The 14,958-nt window shown below is 67.3% G+C and carries 11 protein-coding genes and 1 pseudogene; 4 read left to right on the forward strand and 8 right to left on the reverse strand.

Going from position 1 to position 14,958, the window contains the following annotated elements; genetic code table 11:
• The first annotated feature begins 6 nt into the window (after positions 1–6).
• The gene (locus ACFTSF_RS11425; RefSeq protein WP_380153735.1) at positions 7–1,668 is read left to right on the forward strand and encodes a PHP domain-containing protein; all 1,662 of its coding nucleotides are present in this window, start codon (positions 7–9) and stop codon (positions 1,666–1,668) included.
• On the opposite strand, the gene ACFTSF_RS11430 is transcribed toward ACFTSF_RS11425, so the two are convergent.
• Genes ACFTSF_RS11430 through ACFTSF_RS11455 form a run of 6 tightly spaced genes read right to left on the reverse strand, consistent with a single transcriptional unit; the run spans position 1,665 to position 9,428 of the window.
• A complete protein-coding gene (locus ACFTSF_RS11430; RefSeq protein ID WP_380153736.1) occupies positions 1,665–4,154 on the reverse strand; it encodes a glycoside hydrolase family 2 protein in 2,490 nt (829 codons plus the stop codon). The genes ACFTSF_RS11425 and ACFTSF_RS11430 overlap by 4 nt on opposite strands.
• Positions 4,155–4,184: 30 nt before the next feature.
• Complete coding sequence (locus tag ACFTSF_RS11435; RefSeq protein ID WP_380153737.1) at positions 4,185–4,985, reverse strand: ABC transporter ATP-binding protein; 801 nt, start codon at positions 4,983–4,985, stop codon at positions 4,185–4,187.
• Positions 4,982–5,842 (reverse strand): ABC transporter ATP-binding protein, encoded by an 861-nt coding sequence (locus ACFTSF_RS11440; protein ID WP_380153738.1) that lies wholly within the window; start codon positions 5,840–5,842, stop codon positions 4,982–4,984. The genes ACFTSF_RS11435 and ACFTSF_RS11440 overlap by 4 nt, the downstream gene beginning before the upstream one ends.
• Positions 5,839–6,717: an ABC transporter permease gene (locus ACFTSF_RS11445; protein ID WP_380153739.1), complete on the reverse strand. Its 879-nt coding sequence runs from the start codon at positions 6,715–6,717 to the stop codon at positions 5,839–5,841. Before ACFTSF_RS11445 ends, ACFTSF_RS11440 begins: the two co-directional genes overlap by 4 nt.
• 23 nt (positions 6,718–6,740) lie before the next feature.
• Positions 6,741–7,730 carry an ABC transporter permease gene (locus ACFTSF_RS11450; protein ID WP_380153740.1) on the reverse strand — a complete coding sequence of 330 codons (990 nt, stop codon included), beginning with the start codon at positions 7,728–7,730 and terminating at the stop codon, positions 6,741–6,743.
• A gap of 3 nt (positions 7,731–7,733) precedes the next feature.
• Positions 7,734–9,428, reverse strand: coding sequence for an ABC transporter substrate-binding protein (locus tag ACFTSF_RS11455; protein ID WP_380153741.1), 1,695 nt, complete (start codon positions 9,426–9,428; stop codon positions 7,734–7,736).
• Between the two features lie 169 nt (positions 9,429–9,597).
• Between ACFTSF_RS11455 and ACFTSF_RS11460 the strand changes: the two genes are divergently transcribed.
• Both ACFTSF_RS11460 and ACFTSF_RS11465 read left to right on the forward strand, forming a co-directional pair.
• Positions 9,598–10,617, forward strand: a complete 1,020-nt coding sequence (locus ACFTSF_RS11460; RefSeq protein WP_380153742.1) for a LacI family DNA-binding transcriptional regulator — start codon at positions 9,598–9,600, stop codon at positions 10,615–10,617.
• A 97-nt stretch (positions 10,618–10,714) separates the two neighbouring features.
• The gene (locus ACFTSF_RS11465; RefSeq protein WP_380153743.1) at positions 10,715–11,974 is read left to right on the forward strand and encodes a glucuronoxylanase; all 1,260 of its coding nucleotides are present in this window, start codon (positions 10,715–10,717) and stop codon (positions 11,972–11,974) included.
• Positions 11,975–12,277: 303 nt separating this feature from the next.
• On the opposite strand, the gene ACFTSF_RS11470 is transcribed toward ACFTSF_RS11465, so the two are convergent.
• Positions 12,278–13,186, reverse strand: a complete 909-nt coding sequence (locus tag ACFTSF_RS11470) for a homocysteine S-methyltransferase family protein (protein ID WP_380153744.1) — start codon at positions 13,184–13,186, stop codon at positions 12,278–12,280.
• Positions 13,187–13,208: 22 nt separating this feature from the next.
• Positions 13,209–13,913: an NUDIX domain-containing protein gene (locus tag ACFTSF_RS11475; RefSeq protein ID WP_380153745.1), complete on the reverse strand. Its 705-nt coding sequence runs from the start codon at positions 13,911–13,913 to the stop codon at positions 13,209–13,211.
• A gap of 59 nt (positions 13,914–13,972) precedes the next feature.
• Here ACFTSF_RS11475 and nadA point away from each other — a divergent pair.
• A pseudogene (gene nadA / locus ACFTSF_RS11480) lies at positions 13,973–14,955 on the forward strand (quinolinate synthase NadA).
• Positions 14,956–14,958 lie beyond the last annotated feature (3 nt).

Consider the following 14,958-nt stretch of genomic DNA (forward strand, 5'->3'; position numbering starts at 1 on the left):
ACCCAGATGACTGACAGCACCGATTCCCGCGCAGCAACCGGCAGTCCACGGCGGACCTTCCTGCGCGGCGCGGGACTCACAAGTGCCGGTGTGGCCGCAGCAAGTCTGCTCGGCACACCGGCGGAGGCGGCGCCGCGTGAGGCCGGCCACCGGCCGCGACGCGGCGGCTACGTCTGGCTGGCCGGGGACCATCACCTGCACAGCCAGTACAGCAACGACGCCATGTTCCGGGTCGACGACCAGGTCCAGCGCGCGATCGATCACGGCCTCGACTGGATGGTGATCACCGATCACGGCAACGCGGCCTTCTCGTCGTACAGCGTGCCGATGCTCGCCGCCGACGTCCGGGAGGCGCGCAAGGCCAACCTCGACGACATCCTGGTCTTCCTCGGCATGGAGTGGAACATGCCCGGCGCCGAGCACGCCACCTTGATGCTTGCCCCGGGCAAGGACGAGGCCGCGTTCCTGAACCAGTTCGTCAGCAAGTACGACGCTCGCGTCACGAACAGCCGAGACGGAACTCCGACCAACGAGGCCCTGGCGATCGAAGCCATCAAGTTCCTGTACGGCGGTGTGCGCGACGGGCGGATCCCGGACGCCCTCGTGCTGGCGAACCATCCGTGCCGCCTCGGCATCGACTCGCCCCACGAGCTTCGTGCCTGGCGCGACGCCGCGCCCGGCATCGTCCTCGGCATGGAAGGCGCTCCCGGTCACCAGGCCGCCGGGCTACCGGCCCCCGGGATGGGTCGCGGCCGCGGCCTATACGACAGCGCGCCCAGCACCTACTCGTTCCCAGGCCTCCCCAAGGAGGCGTACCGCACCCATGGCGGCTTCGACTGGATGACGGCGACCGTCGGCGGCGTCTGGGACTCACTGCTCGCCGAGGGCAAACCGTTCTGGATCACCGTCAGCTCCGACGGACATCAGGCCTGCGGCGACTGGGTGCGGAACCCGGTCGACCCACTCGACCAGAGCTCCTACGACACCACGCCGTACGACGCGAGCGGCCGCACCTTCATGACCACCGGCAAGTTCCCCGACCCGGTCGGTGTCGGCCGGCCGGTCACGACGTACGGCGGCTTCCCGCCCGGCGCCTACTCCAAGACCTGGGTCGGCGCGGCCGGTCGCGGGCATCGCGAGGTGATGAACGGGATCCGAGCCGGCCGGATCTGGGCCTGCCACGGCGACCTCATCTCCGGTCTCGACGTCCGCCTGCGCTCCACCAGCACCGGCCAGGAGGCCCCGCTGGGTGGACGGATCAGCGCCAAGCGCGGGTCCTCGGTCCGGTTGTCCGTCGAGATCGAGCTCACCGAAGGCGGCAACTACGCACAACTCCATCCCGCCCTCGCGCGCGTCGACCTCATCATGGGCACCGTGACCGGCCCGGTCACCGACCCCGACACCATGACCGCGCCCGGCGCGCGCGTCATCAAGTCCTGGGACGTCACCCAGACCGGCGGCACCCTGACGCTGTCCCACACCGTCGAGGTCGACGGGCCTTGCTACTTCCGGCTCCGCGGCACCGATGGCAAACGCAACGCACCCGGCCCGTACGGCGCGTCCGTCGACCCCGCCGGACCGGTCATGGACGTGCTCGGAAACGCCAACCCCTGGGAAGATCTCTGGTTCTACGCCAACCCCATCTTCGTCGACACTCGAAGGGCCTAGTTCTGTCCTGTCAGATCGTTGGCGGTACGGAGTACCGGTGCTGCGGTGATGTCGACCCCGAGGCTCGGGGAGGCTGTCGTCACCACGAAGGACGCCGTACCGCCGGCTGGCAGGTTCACCAATCCGCGGTCGACGGTGGCGTCGGCGGCGATGCGGTCAGCGTGCAGGTGGATGGCGATCGCCAGGCTGCGCGCGGTGACGTCCACGCGATAACCGTTGTCGATGCTTACCACTTGAGCGTCGAGCGGCGCGGGGTCGAGGTCGGCGTCCACTACTTCGACGAAGAGGTGAGCGAACGACAGGTCGCCGAGCGAGCCGATCAAGGTCTCTCGCTGTTCGTCGTCCGCCGCGGCCACCTCGTCGGGTAGTGCAAGCACTTGTACGGCGCGCGGTCCGACCGCGACCGCTAGTGACGCGTCGGCCAGTACGGCGCCGTCGAACTTCTGCCGGCTGATCCGGAGGGCGCCTTCGAGCGGCTCGTCGGTGTCGTTGACCACGGCAACCGACAGCACGCCCGCACGGTCGACCACGGTCAACAGCCGTGGTGCATAGGCGTCTCTCAGTGCGAACCACAGTGGCTTGAGGCGCTGCTCGGAGTCGATCGCGGACCAGGAGGTCACCGGCCAGCAGTCGTTCAGCTGCCAGACGATCGAGCCCGCCGTGCGCGGCCACCAGGATCGGTAGTGTTCGATGCCGTAGGCAACGGCATGGGCCTGGTTGAGCTGAGTCGCCCAGTGCCAGTCGGTGAAGTCATCCGGTACGCCGAGGTGCGGCGCCATCCCGCGGTCGAGTTTGCCGTTGCCGTCGTCGGCCTTCTGGTGCACCAGGAACACGGGATCGTCCTTCGTCAGCGCACCTCCAACCCAGTCGTGGAGAGTGCGCCAGTTCGGCGGCCCCTGGAAGCCGAACTCCGAGCAGAACCGCGGCACCTCGCTGCGGTAGACCGAGTAGTCGACCCGGTTCCAGACCTCCCACTGATGATGCGTACCGCGGTCAGGATCGTTCGGATGCAGGCGGTCGGGACTGGACGGACTGTTGTCGGTGTACGGACGGGTCGGGTCGAGCTCACGCACCAGACGAGGGAACAGCTCACGGGCATAGTGCTCACCCCAGCTCAGACTGGTCCCGTCCGGCTGCCGGAGAGAGTCCTTCCAGCCCCAGTCCTCATGTCCCCACAGGTTCTCGTTGCCGCCGTTCCAGACGACGAGCGACGGATGCGGCATCAGCCGGACGATGTTCTCCCGCGCTTCCGCCTCGATCTCGCCCCGGAGCGGTTCTTCCTCGGGATAGGCGGCACAGGCCAGGAGGAAGTCCTGCCAGACAAGCATTCCGCGCTCGTCACACAGCGAGTAGAAATCGTCCGACTCATAGAGTCCACCACCCCAGATCCGCACGAGGTTCACGTGGGCGTCGGCCGCCTGGTCGAGACGGGTCGCCAGCCGGTCGCGCGTGATGCGGGTGACGAAGTGGTCGTCCGGGATCCAGTTGACGCCCTTCACGAAGACCGGTCGTCCGTTGACCACCAAGGTGAACGCCGAGCCGAATTCGTCCTCGGACGTGTCCACGGCGACGGTCCGGAACCCGATCCGGCGCTCCCATCGATCGAGCGGGTGCGACCCGTCGCCGACGACGGTAACCACCAGGTCGGCGAGCGGCTGATCGCCGTACCCGGCAGGCCACCACACAGGTGCATCCGGTACGTCGATCGCCACGACCGCCGTGGTTTCGCCCGGCCCGACCATCGCCGTACCGCGGTGACTTCGGCCCGCCGCGACAACCTCGGCGACGACGAGCAACGTCGTTTCCGCGGCGCCGGAGCGTTCGAGCTCGATGTAGGTCTCGACGCGGCCGGGCGCGACGGGCTGCCGCGGCGCCAGCGTCTCGTCGGGCCCGAGGTCCACAGAGACCAGCGGTCGCACCTGCGCGATGCGTGCCGTGTGCCAACGCTCGACCCGCACGCCTTTCCAGATCCCTGCCGTGCGCAGATCCGGTCCCCAGTCCCAGCCGAAGCTGCACGCCATCTTGCGCACGAACTGGAACGGCGTACCGTACGGGCTCGGGCGGTTGGCGAGGCGATCCCGTTGCTCGGTCGCGTAGTTGGTCGCTGAAGTGAGGTCGACGACCAGCTCGCGTTCGATGCCGTCGGCAAGAGCCGTCACGTCGAAACGGTACGAGCGATGCATGTTCGCCGTACGCCCGAGTTCGGCTCCACCAAGCGCGATGGTCGCGACGGTGTCGAGCCCGTCGAACACGAGCTCGACCCGCTCCCCCAGCACGGCCGGCCGGAGTGTGAGCGGACGCCGGTACCGCCAGTCGACGTCGAACATCCACCGCAACTCGGCCTCGTTCGCAGCGAGGTACGGATCCGGAATGATCCCAGCCGCCAGGAGATCGGTGTGAACGCTGCCAGGCACCTCCGCCGGTATCGGCCCGACACCATCCGATCCTGCGACGGTCCAGCCGTCGTGAAGCAGGTCTGTACGCAAGCGAAACTCCTGAAGAGTGGTGGAAGCAGGTCAGCGCCGAAGCTGAGCGAGGCGGCGTTCCGGATCGGGCGCGGCCTCGGCGAGCAGCCGGGTGTACTCGTGCTGCGGATTGAGGATCACGTCGTCGGCCGGGCCGTGCTCGACCACCTCACCGCGGTACAGGACCATGATCTCGTCGCTGAAATGCCGCGCGGTCGCCAGATCGTGAGTGATGTAGAGGACACCGAGGTTCTCCTCGCGCTGCAGTGTCGCCAGCAGGTTGAGCACCCCGAGCCGGATCGAGACGTCGAGCATCGACACCGGCTCGTCGGCCACCAGGATCCCCGGCGACGGCGCGAGGGCACGGGCGATCGCGACGCGCTGGCGCTGGCCGCCCGACAACTCGTGCGGCTTGCGCTGCACGAAGTCCGCGTCGAGGCGCACCCGATGCAGCAACTCCGTCACCCGCTCATCCACTTGATCGCGCGACAACCCCGGATGGTGCAACCGGATCGGACGTGCGAGGTGATGCCCGACCGAGTGATACGGGTTCAACGAAGCGAACGGATCCTGGAACACCATCTGAACGGCCTTCCGGTACGCCGCGGCGCGCGCACCGCGATAGGCCATCGGCTCGCCGTCGACCAGGATCTCGCCGGTCGTCGGCCGTTCGAGCTGCATGAGCAGCTTGGCAATCGTCGACTTTCCCGAACCTGATTGCCCGACCAGCGCGATCGTCCGCCCCGGCTCCAACCGGAAGCTGACCTGGTCGACCGCGCGCAGCTTCCGGGTCTGCCAGCCGTCGCGCAACTTGTACTCCTTCACCACGTCCCGCAGTTCCAGCACAGTCATCGGCTCGGCACCTCCTCGGCGAGTGTTCCGGTGCGGATGAAGTCGCCGCGATCTCCGGTGAGACTGGGGAACGACGACAACAGGCGCCGGGTGTACGGGTGTTTCGGCTGTGTGTAGAGAACCGGTGCCTCGTCGAGTTCGACGATCTGCCCGGCCCGCATGACCGCGATCCGATCGCTGATCTCCAGCAGCAACGGCAGATCGTGAGTGATGAAGATGACCGCGAACCCGAGCTCCGCCCGCAGTTCGGTGATCTCCTGCAGGATCTCGCGCTGGACCACCACGTCGAGCGCGGTGGTCGGCTCGTCCATCACGAGTACCTGCGGCTCGAGGGCGAGTGCCATCGCGATCATCACGCGCTGCCGCATCCCGCCGGACAACTCGTGCGGGTAGGCCCGAAGACGGTCGCGGTCGACGCCGACGCGTTCGAGCAGTTCCCCACACCGCCGGCGCCGCTCGGCCTTCGTCATCCCCGGACGATGCGTGCTGAACACGTCCTCCAGCTGCTCCGAGATCCGCAGTACCGGATTGAGGGAGTTCATCGCGCCCTGGAAGACCATGGCGATCTTGTCCCAGCGAAAGGCCCGCAGGTCATCGCCGTTCAGCTCCGACAGATCCAGGTCGTAGCCCTCCCGCGACGAGAACAGGACCCGGCCGGAGGTGATGAACGCCGGCGGTTTCAGCAGCCGCGTGATCCCGTACGCGAGCGTGGACTTGCCACATCCACTCTCGCCGGCCAGGCCGAGGATCTCACCGCGATACAGCTTCAGCGACACGTCGCGGACCGCTTCCACCGTGGTCTCGGCGAGGTAATCGATGCTCAGGTTCTCGATCGTGAGCACGGCCGGTGCGGTCATGTGGTTGCCTCTCTGGCCTGCTTCAGCTGCTCCCGGGTCATGCCCCAGCGTTTGCGGTCGGCGCGGGTCTGCGAGCGCAGCTTCGGGTTGATGATCTCGTCGATCGAGAAGTTGATCAGCGACAACGCGGCCCCGAAGAGTGCGATCGCCAGGCCGGGCGGTACGAACCACCACCAGGCGCCGAGCCGCAGTGACAGCCCGTTCTGTGCGTAGAAGAGCATCGTTCCCCAGGTGAAGGATCCGGAGGCACCGAGCCCTAGGAAGGACAGGCCGGCCTCACCGAGGATTGCGAAGATCACTGCGAAGACGACCTGCGAGGCGAGCAGCGGAATCAGGTTCGGCAGGATCTCGACCAGCAGGATCCGCCATCGCCGTTCCCCGCTCACCCGCGACGCCAGCACGTAGTCGCGGCTGCGCACGCTGAGCGTGAACCCGCGCAGTACGCGGGCCGATCCGGCCCAGCTGGTGATGGCGAGTACGACGGCGACCAGCCAGACGGACTTGTTCGGGACATAACTCGAGATGACGATGACGAGCGGCAGTCCCGGGATCACCAGCATGACGTTGGTGAACAGCGAGAACGCTTCGTCCACCCAGCCGCCGACGAACGCGCCGACCACCCCGAAGAAGGCCGACAGGACCAGCGTGATGGCGCCGACCACGACGCCGATGGTCAGCGAACCGCGGGTCGCGTAGGCGAGCTGGGCGAAGACGTCCTGGCCGGTCTGGGTCGTGCCCAGGATGAATCCGCTCCCCGGTGCCGTCAGGCCGAGATCCCGGACGGCCGACGGATCGCCGACCAGGAACGGGCCGATCAGCCCGAACAGCGTGATCAGGCCGGTCAGCGCCAGGCCGATCCCCAGTTTCAAAGTCATCGGTGGCAAGGCTCAAACCCCCTTCAGGAGCGCGCGCGGGTGCGCGGATCGATGACGCCGTACAGGAGATCGACGAGCAGGTTCGCGCCGAGGACCGCGAGCGTGATGATCAGGAACACTCCTTGCATCAGCGCGTAGTCGTTGTTGCCGACGGCAAGCAGTAGCGCGGACCCGATGCCGGGGTAGGAGAACACCGCCTCGGTGACGATCGACCCCGCGACCACGAAGCCGAGTGAGATCGCGAACCCCGAGATCGACGGCAGTACGGCGTTCCGGGCGGCATAGCGGGAGCGGATCCGGCGCGGGGTCAGCCCCTTGGCCTCGGCGGTCAGGATGTAGTCCTCCGAGAGCGTCGACACCATCATGTTCCGCATCCCGAGCATCCAGCCGCCGATCGAGGACAGCACGATGGTCAGCGCCGGCAGGGCACCGTGATAGAGCACCGACTGCAGGAACGCGAGGCTCCACCCCGGGCTGACCGAGTAGACGTCGTACCCACCACTGAGTGGGAAGACCGGCCAGGTGCTACCGAGCAGGAACAGCAACAGCAGGGCGAGCCAGAAGTACGGCACGGACTGCAGCATCGTCGTGAACGGAATGAGGTTGTCGACCCAGGACCCGCGCCGCCAGCCGGCCGCGCGCCCGAGCATGACCCCGATCAGGAAGGACATCACCGCGGCCAGCCCGATCAGCCCGACGGTCCACGGCAGGGTCTGGCCGATCACCGTGGACACGGGGGTCGGGAAGTAGGCGATCGACGTACCCAACTCACCGGAGCCCAGCTGTTGCAGGTAGGTCAGATACTGGCGCCACAGTGACACGTTCGACTCGGTCCCGAGCATTGCCTCGATCGCGGCCCGCGTCGACGGCGTGACAGGTCCCTTCGTCGCCAGCTTGGACAGCATCAGGTCGACGGGATTGCCAGGCATCAGCCGCGGGATCAGGAAGTTCAGCGTGAGTGCCGCCCAGCACGCCACGGCGTAGAAGGCGAGCTTCTGCCCCAGGTACCGCACAGCTCAGCCTGCGGGGGTGATCGTCTTGAGGACCACGCCGAGGTCCCAGGCCTTCCACGACGCCGGCACCGCGTAGAGGTTGTCCTCGGTCGGCCAGCCGGCCGCCCGGGAGGTGTTGAACTCGGTCAGCATCGAGTTCACGTAGACCGGGATGTACGGCATCTGGTCGACGAAGACCTTCTGGATTTCGGCGTACTGCGCCTTCTGTGTCGCCTCGTCGGAGGTTCCGGCCGCGGTCTTGAGCGCCGCGTCGACCTTCGGGTCCGCGAACCGGGCGAAGTTCCCGGCGCTGGCGGACTTGCCCACATCCGCGGTGTTCTCGGTGGCCAGCTTGCCGTTGTAGGTGAAGTACGGATTGGTCGAGGCGCCGAGCCCGATCGAGTCGAGCGAGAGCTGGAACTTCCCGTTCGTCTGGGCGGCGTTCCACTCGTTCCACGAGACCTGGCTGGGCTTCAGCTCGATGCCGATCTGGGCGAGCTGCTGCTTCAGGGTGTCGTTGATCGAGATGTAGTCGCTCCACCCGGTCACCGTCTGGACCGTCAGCGACAGCCGTTGGTTGCCCTTGGCCCGGATCCCGTCCGCGCCCTTGACCCAGCCGGCCTCGTCGAGAATCTTGTTCGCCTCGGCCGTATCGGCGGCCGACGGAATCTTCTGGAGTTCCGGGTCGGTGATCCAGCTGTCGTCCCGGCCGGGCAGCAGCAACGTCGGCGACGCGTCGGACGCGACCCCGCCACCGGCGAGCTTGATGAGCTGTTCGCGGTTCATCCCGTGGTAGATCGCCTTGCGTACGGCCGGATCCGTCTGCGGACCGGTGCATCCCCGAGCGGCGTTCGCGCACGTCACGATCACGGTCGTCATCACCGGGGTGTTGACGTACGTGAGCTCCTTCTTGGACTTGATGATCTGGTCGACGCCCGGAAGATAGGCGCTGATCCAGTCGACCTTGCCCGCGACCAGGGCGGCACTTGCGGCGTCCGCGGCTTCCAGCGGGATGTAGCGGACCTCCTTGATGGCGGGCTTGCCGGCTTCCCAGTACGAGTCGTTCTTCAGCAGGGTGTAGCTCTGGGTGCTGAAAGCGCCGAGCTTGAACGGGCCGGTCCCGACCGGGTTGTCATTGGGGTTCGTGACCGGGTCCTTGATGTCCTTCCAGATGTGCTCAGGCACGATCGCCTGGTTGGCCAGGACCGCGGGCTCCTGCATCAGCGACTTCGACTTGAAGGTCAGTACGGCGGTGTCGTCCGCGGTCGCCTTCGCGGTGGCAGCCAGACCCGACGGGTTCAGCGCCGGCGTCTTCGCGACCAGGTTGAACGTGAACGCCACGTCCTTCGCGGTGAACGGCTGACCGTCGTTCCACTTGACGCCCGGACGCGTCTTGATGGTGAGCTCGGTGCCCGCGTCGTTCCAGGAGAAGCCACTGGCCAGCACCGGCGTCGGATCCGACTTCTTGGCGAAGTTGTACCAGTAGAGGGGCTCGTAGAGCGCGCCCCGCGTGGGCTGCAGCGCGGTCGTGCTGAACGGGTTGAAGTTCTTGGTGATCGTGCCTCCCCCCACGGTGATCGACGACTTGGCGTCGGCCTTCGTCCCGCCGCCGGCGGTGTTTCCCGAGCAGGCTGCGAACAGCAGTGAGGTGGCAGCGGCGACTGCCGTGACGCCGAGCAGGCGCCGTCCGCGGGTCTTGTTGTGCACCGTGAGGAACATCGTGCGCTCCTTCTGAAATTAACCGCTTAAGTAAGTTGCGGATGACCGTAGGCTGACACTTCGGGCTCGTCAAGACCTCAGGCAAGGGCTTTCCACTTAAGGACTTAAGTAAAGTAAGTACGGCTGACCCGAGATGGTTGGCTTTACTGGGCCCGACAGAAGGAGGGACATGGTCAAGCGACCGACCATCGCCGACATCGCCAGCCAGGCCGGTGTCTCCACCGGGGCGGTGTCGTACGCGCTCAACGGGCGGCCCGGTGTCTCCACCGCGACGCGCGACAAGATCCTCGCGATCGCCGAGGAGATCGGCTGGCGCCCGAGCCTCGCCGCCCGCTCGCTCACCGGCGCCCGGGTCAATGCGGTCGGGCTGATCATTCCGCGCCCGGCGCGGGTGCTCGGGATGGAGCCGTTCTTCATGCAGTTCATCTCCGGAGTGGAGTCCGTCCTGTCGGCGAACCGGACGGCGCTGCTGCTTCAGGTCGTCCCCGACCACGACGCGGCCGATGAGGCCGTCCGCTTCTGGTGGGCCGAGCGCCGGATCGACGGCATCCTGGTGACAGACCTCTGGGCGCAGGACCAGCGCCCCGAGCTCCTCGCCCAACTCGGAGTTCCCGGCGTGATCATCGGCCGTCCGCGGGACGGCCTCGACCTGCCGGCCGTCTGGAGCGACGACGCAACCGCGGTCGAGTCCGTCGTCGACTACCTCGTCACCATCGGGCACCGCCGCATCGCGCGCGTGGCCGGACTGCCCAGCCTCGAGCACACCCAGATCCGTACGGCGGCCTTCCGGGCCGCGGCCGAGCGTCACGGCCTGGAATCAGCACCGGTGATCAGCACCGACTACACCTGGGAGGAAGGAGCTCAGGCCACGCGCCGGCTGTTGACCACCGCCGACCGACCGACCGCGATCACCTACGACAACGACCTGATGGCCGTGGCCGCCCTCAGCGTCGCTCACGAGCTGGCCATCTCCGTCCCCGGCCAACTCTCGATCGTAGCCGGTGACGATTCCCAGCTCTGCTTGGTGCAACATCCCTCCATCACCGCGCTGGCCCGCGACATCGTCGACTACGGGGCGCGCGCAGCCCAGGCCATGCTGGACCTCGTCGAGGACGGGCAGACGACCTCCCACCAGGTCCCGACCGCCGCGCTTGTCCCCCGAGCCAGCACGTCGGCGGCGCCCGTCTGATCTTCTCAACGGCGGTTCCGCAGGTCATCATGGGCGCAGTCCGTCGAACCGCTTCGACGCATCGGCCACCGCCCCAGACCGAGCTTGTGGAGTAACCATGGACCCCGATGACTCCAAGTCCCCTCTCTTGCGTCGCCGGTCCTTGCTGGCCGCGGGCGCCGCGTTGCCAGTGCTGGCGGTGACGGCACCTCCGGCTGCAGCGCAGACCCGGGTCGTCGTCGAACCGGCGATCGTGCAGCAGAAGATCCAGGGCTTCGGCGGGATGAACCATCCCATCTGGATCCCTGATCTCACCGCCGAGCAGCGGGAAACGGCCTTCGGCAACGGCACGGGGCAGCTGGGCTTCACCGTGCTGCGCATTCCGGTCCCCGAGAACCGCGATGACTGGAGTCGCCTGGTCGCCACCGCCCGGCGCGCCAGTGAGCTCGGAGCCAAGGTTTTCGCCTCGCCGTGGAACCCGCCGGCGTCGATGACCGAGACCTTCTCCGGAGGAAAGCGGCTCCGCTACAGCTCGTACGGCGCCTATGCGCAGCACCTGAGCGACTTCGTCGCCTTCATGCGCACCAACGGGACGACCTTGTACGGGATCTCGGTGCAGAACGAGCCGGACTACGCGCACGACTGGACGGCGTGGACACCGGCCGAGATGGTCAGGTTCCTGCGGGAGAACGCCGGCGTGATCAACACCAGGGTGATCGCGCCGGAGTCGTTCCAGTACCGCAAGAACGCCTCCGACCCGATCCTGCAGGACCCCGATGCGTTGGCGAACGTGGACATCCTCGGCGCTCATCTTTACGGCACCCAGTCCGCTGATCTCCCCTACCCGCTGTTCCGCGAGAAGGGCGCCGGCAAGGAGCTGTGGATGACGGAGGTCTATCACCCGAACAGCAATGCCGACTCGGGCGACCTCTGGCCGCAGGCACTCGACGTAGGTGAGCACATGCACCGCGCGCTGGTCGACGGCCGGTTCCAGACGTACGTGTGGTGGTACATCCGCCGCTCCTACGGCCCGATGCGCGAGGACGGCCGGATCAGCAAACGCGGTGCCAACATGGCCCACTTCTCGAAGTGGGTCCGGCCCGGCTACCTCCGCATCACCGCGACCGCGAAACCGGAGCCGAACGTCTTCATCACCGCATTCAAGAACGGATCCCGCATCGTCGTCATCGCCGTCAACAAGAACGCGTCCGCGGTGCAACAGCCCTTCACCATCAAGGACACCACAGCGACGACAGTCTCAACCTGGGTGACCACCGCGAACCGCACGCTCGCCGCGGACCCGACCATCACCATTGCGAACGGCTCCTTCGACACCCAGTTGCCGCCGTACAGCATCAAAACCTTCGTCGCTGGTTGACCGGGCCAAGAGGGGGCCGAGCTCGCCCCAGCCCCGCCCCCTCCGGCCCCGTGCGGGGATCCCCACCCGCCGCTTGCCGCAGCCGCCCCCGACTGCCGCAAGCGCATGGTCACGCTAGCAACACGAAGCGTTGCGTTGGCGGGTTCGTTAGATGACTCACAACGGCGCGCTCGACACGCCTGATCCGGCTTGCGCGACGCCTCATCCGATGCAGCCGGAGAACTGCTTCAGCTTTCACATTCCTGTATACACGTCGATTCCGGCGACGAAGGTTGCCACTGGCAAAGATCGCGCGCTGGTCGCTCAGAGGCCCCAGAGGGCGGCTACGTGTCTGGCGTCGGTGCCGCAGCAGCCTCCGATGATGGACAGGTTGGGCAGCAGGGGCTTCAGTTGGTCGTGGGTTGTGGTGAGTAGCCGGAGGTCGCCTTCGTCGAGTTGGGTGGCCTCGTCGAGTTCCGCATGGCTCTTGGTGGAGGCGTTGCACCGGAGGCCGGCGATGCGGTTGCGCCACGGGCCTTCCTCGGCGAGAGCCTGCGACACGTGGACTGGATGGGCGCAGTTGACCAAGAAGTAGTCCGGGCCGCCTTCCTCGTCCACGGTGGTGACCGCCGTCTTCAGCGAGTCACCGGACGGCAATCGGCCGTCGGTCTCTACGGTGAAGGAGATCGCCACCGGCAGGCCGACGGCACGCGCCGCCCGAACGATCCCGCTCGCCTCGCCGACATGGGTGATCGTGTAGGCCGTTACGAGGTCCGCGCCTGCCTGCGCGAATGCCTCAATCTGTGGGCGGTGATATTCGGCGGCCTCAGCGGCTTCCATCAGCCGGTCCGGACGGTAGCCGTCCCCGCGCGGGCCGACCGCCCCACCGACAACCACATCTGTGACCGTCCGGCGGTACTTGTCCCTGAGGGCGAGGAGCATCGCGGTCGCGTCCCGGTTGACCCGCGCGAGGGTGTCCTCGGAGTACCCGAGCAGCTTTCCCCAGTCGCTGCTGGCCCGCCAGGTCGCCGACTCCAGCATCAGGGCTGCCCGTGCCCGCTCGGCGATCGCAGCGTATCCGTCGTAGTACTCGGTCAGCAGCGATCGGCCCTCTTCGCTGTCCAGCAAGGGGAACGCAGCGAAGTACGGCAGATCCACGCCGTGGTGAAAGATCAGGTCGGTCTCCAGCCCGCCGTCGGTGACCACCGGCCGGCCGGGCAGCTGTGCGCTCATGGCTCCCCCATCTCCTATCAGATCATCGTGGCGGCCGGAGGACCGCGAACGGGTCTGTGACGGTGAGTTCGCGGGTCACGAACTTGTAGACGGTGGCCGGGCGTCCGCCGGACTGGCCGGAGCTGGCTCGCCGATCGGTCGGGTCGATCACGTGCCGGCGGGTCAGGACGCGGGTGAGATTGGTGGCGCCGAGCTGGTAGCCCAGGGCCGCACCGAAGAGATCCCGCAGCTCCGCGATGGTGAACTCGAGCGGAGCCAGCGCGAACCCGATGTTCGTGTACGAGAGCTTCGCGCGCAGCCGCCCCGTCGCAGCCTCGATGAAGTGGTGATGGTCGAACGCGGTCCGCGGCAGTTCCTCGACCGGATGCCAGGCCGTGTCGGACGGAAGGTCCGGCTGGACGTCGGACGGAACCAGGCCGAGATAGCCCGTGGCCAGCACCCGGGCCCGAGGATCGCGGTCGACGCGACTGTGGGTGGCCAGCTGCTCCAGATGCGCGACGTCGCGGACATCGACCTTCGCGGCGAGGTGCCCGGTGATCGCCTCCCGGAACCTCTCGGTGGCCTCGACGCCGCCGCCGGGAAGGGCCCATCGGTCCCGGTGCGGACTCCGGGCGCGCTTCCACAGCAGGACGCACAGTCTGCCGTCGCGGACGGAGAGGACCACCGCGAGCACTTCGTGGGGGTAACTGGGGAAGTTAACCCGATCACCTTCCTTGGTTCCCGGCACGCCGACGATGGTACCGTGCTCCTAGTTATCGTCTCAGAGGCGAAAACCTTTCAAAGGACATCGACGTGACTATTGCCGAGACCCGAGCGACCCACTGGCAGGACGAGGTACGCCGCCTCGCCCGCGAGCGAGACGCGGTGATCCTCGCCCACAACTACCAGGAGCCGGCGATCCAGGACGTCGCCGACCACGTCGGCGACTCGCTCGCACTGTCCCGGATCGCGGCCGGGACCGACGCCGGCACGATCGTCTTCTGCGGCGTGCACTTCATGGCCGAGACCGCCAAGCTGCTCAGCCCCGACAAGACCGTGCTGATCCCCACCGCCCAGGCAGGCTGTTCGCTGGCCGACACCATCGACGCGGATCAGTTGCGTGCCTGGAAAGCCCAGCACCCGGGCGCCGCGGTCGTTGCCTACGTCAACACCAGTGCGGCGGTGAAGGCGGAGGCCGACATCTGCTGCACATCGTCCAACGCCGTGGAGGTCGTCAACTCGATCCCGCGCGATCAGCCGGTGCTGTTCCTGCCCGACCAGTTCCTCGGGGAGCATGTCCGGCGGCAGACGGGCCGGGACAATATCGAGGTGTGGATGGGTGAGTGCCATGTGCACGCCGGTATCAGCCCGGTCGATCTGCGCGCCCAGGTCGCGGCCAATCCCACCGCCGAGGTCCTCGTGCACCCCGAATGCGGCTGTGCGTCGTCGACGATATGGCTGGCCGGGCGAGGCGACCTGCCGGCCGAGCGGACCCACATCCTCTCCACGGCCGGGATGCTGGAGAGCGCCCGCGGCATGAAGGCCGAGACCGCCCTCGTCGCCACGGAGATCGGCATGCTGCACCAGTTGCGCAAGGTGAATCAGCACACGACATTCGTCCCGGTGAACCCGAAGGCGTCGTGCCGGTTCATGAAGATGATCACCCCGGAACTGCTGGTCCGATGCCTGCGCGAGGGCCCGACGAGATCCAGCTGCCGAGCGAGATCACCGAGCGGGCCAGGCGTTCGGTCCAGCGGATGGTTGCTATCGGCAAGGCTCCGACGGCCTGATGG

It is taken from the genome of Kribbella sp. NPDC056951 (assembly GCF_042674205.1).
Taxonomy (GTDB): domain Bacteria; phylum Actinomycetota; class Actinomycetes; order Propionibacteriales; family Kribbellaceae; genus Kribbella; species Kribbella yunnanensis.

Bases quoted from the DNA above. Each gene is read 5' to 3' on its own strand.
- ACFTSF_RS11460 (WP_380153742.1), top strand. From the start codon at position 9,598: ATGGTCAAGCGACCGACCATCGCCGACATCGCCAGCCAGGCCGGTGTC.
- ACFTSF_RS11470 (WP_380153744.1), bottom strand. From the start codon at position 13,186: ATGAGCGCACAGCTGCCCGGCCGGCCGGTGGTCACCGACGGCGGGCTG.
- ACFTSF_RS11465 (WP_380153743.1), top strand. From the start codon at position 10,715: ATGGACCCCGATGACTCCAAGTCCCCTCTCTTGCGTCGCCGGTCCTTG.
- ACFTSF_RS11425 (WP_380153735.1), top strand. From the start codon at position 7: ATGACTGACAGCACCGATTCCCGCGCAGCAACCGGCAGTCCACGGCGG.
- ACFTSF_RS11440 (WP_380153738.1), bottom strand. From the start codon at position 5,842: ATGACCGCACCGGCCGTGCTCACGATCGAGAACCTGAGCATCGATTAC.
- ACFTSF_RS11455 (WP_380153741.1), bottom strand. From the start codon at position 9,428: ATGTTCCTCACGGTGCACAACAAGACCCGCGGACGGCGCCTGCTCGGC.
- ACFTSF_RS11435 (WP_380153737.1), bottom strand. From the start codon at position 4,985: ATGACTGTGCTGGAACTGCGGGACGTGGTGAAGGAGTACAAGTTGCGC.
- ACFTSF_RS11445 (WP_380153739.1), bottom strand. From the start codon at position 6,717: ATGACTTTGAAACTGGGGATCGGCCTGGCGCTGACCGGCCTGATCACG.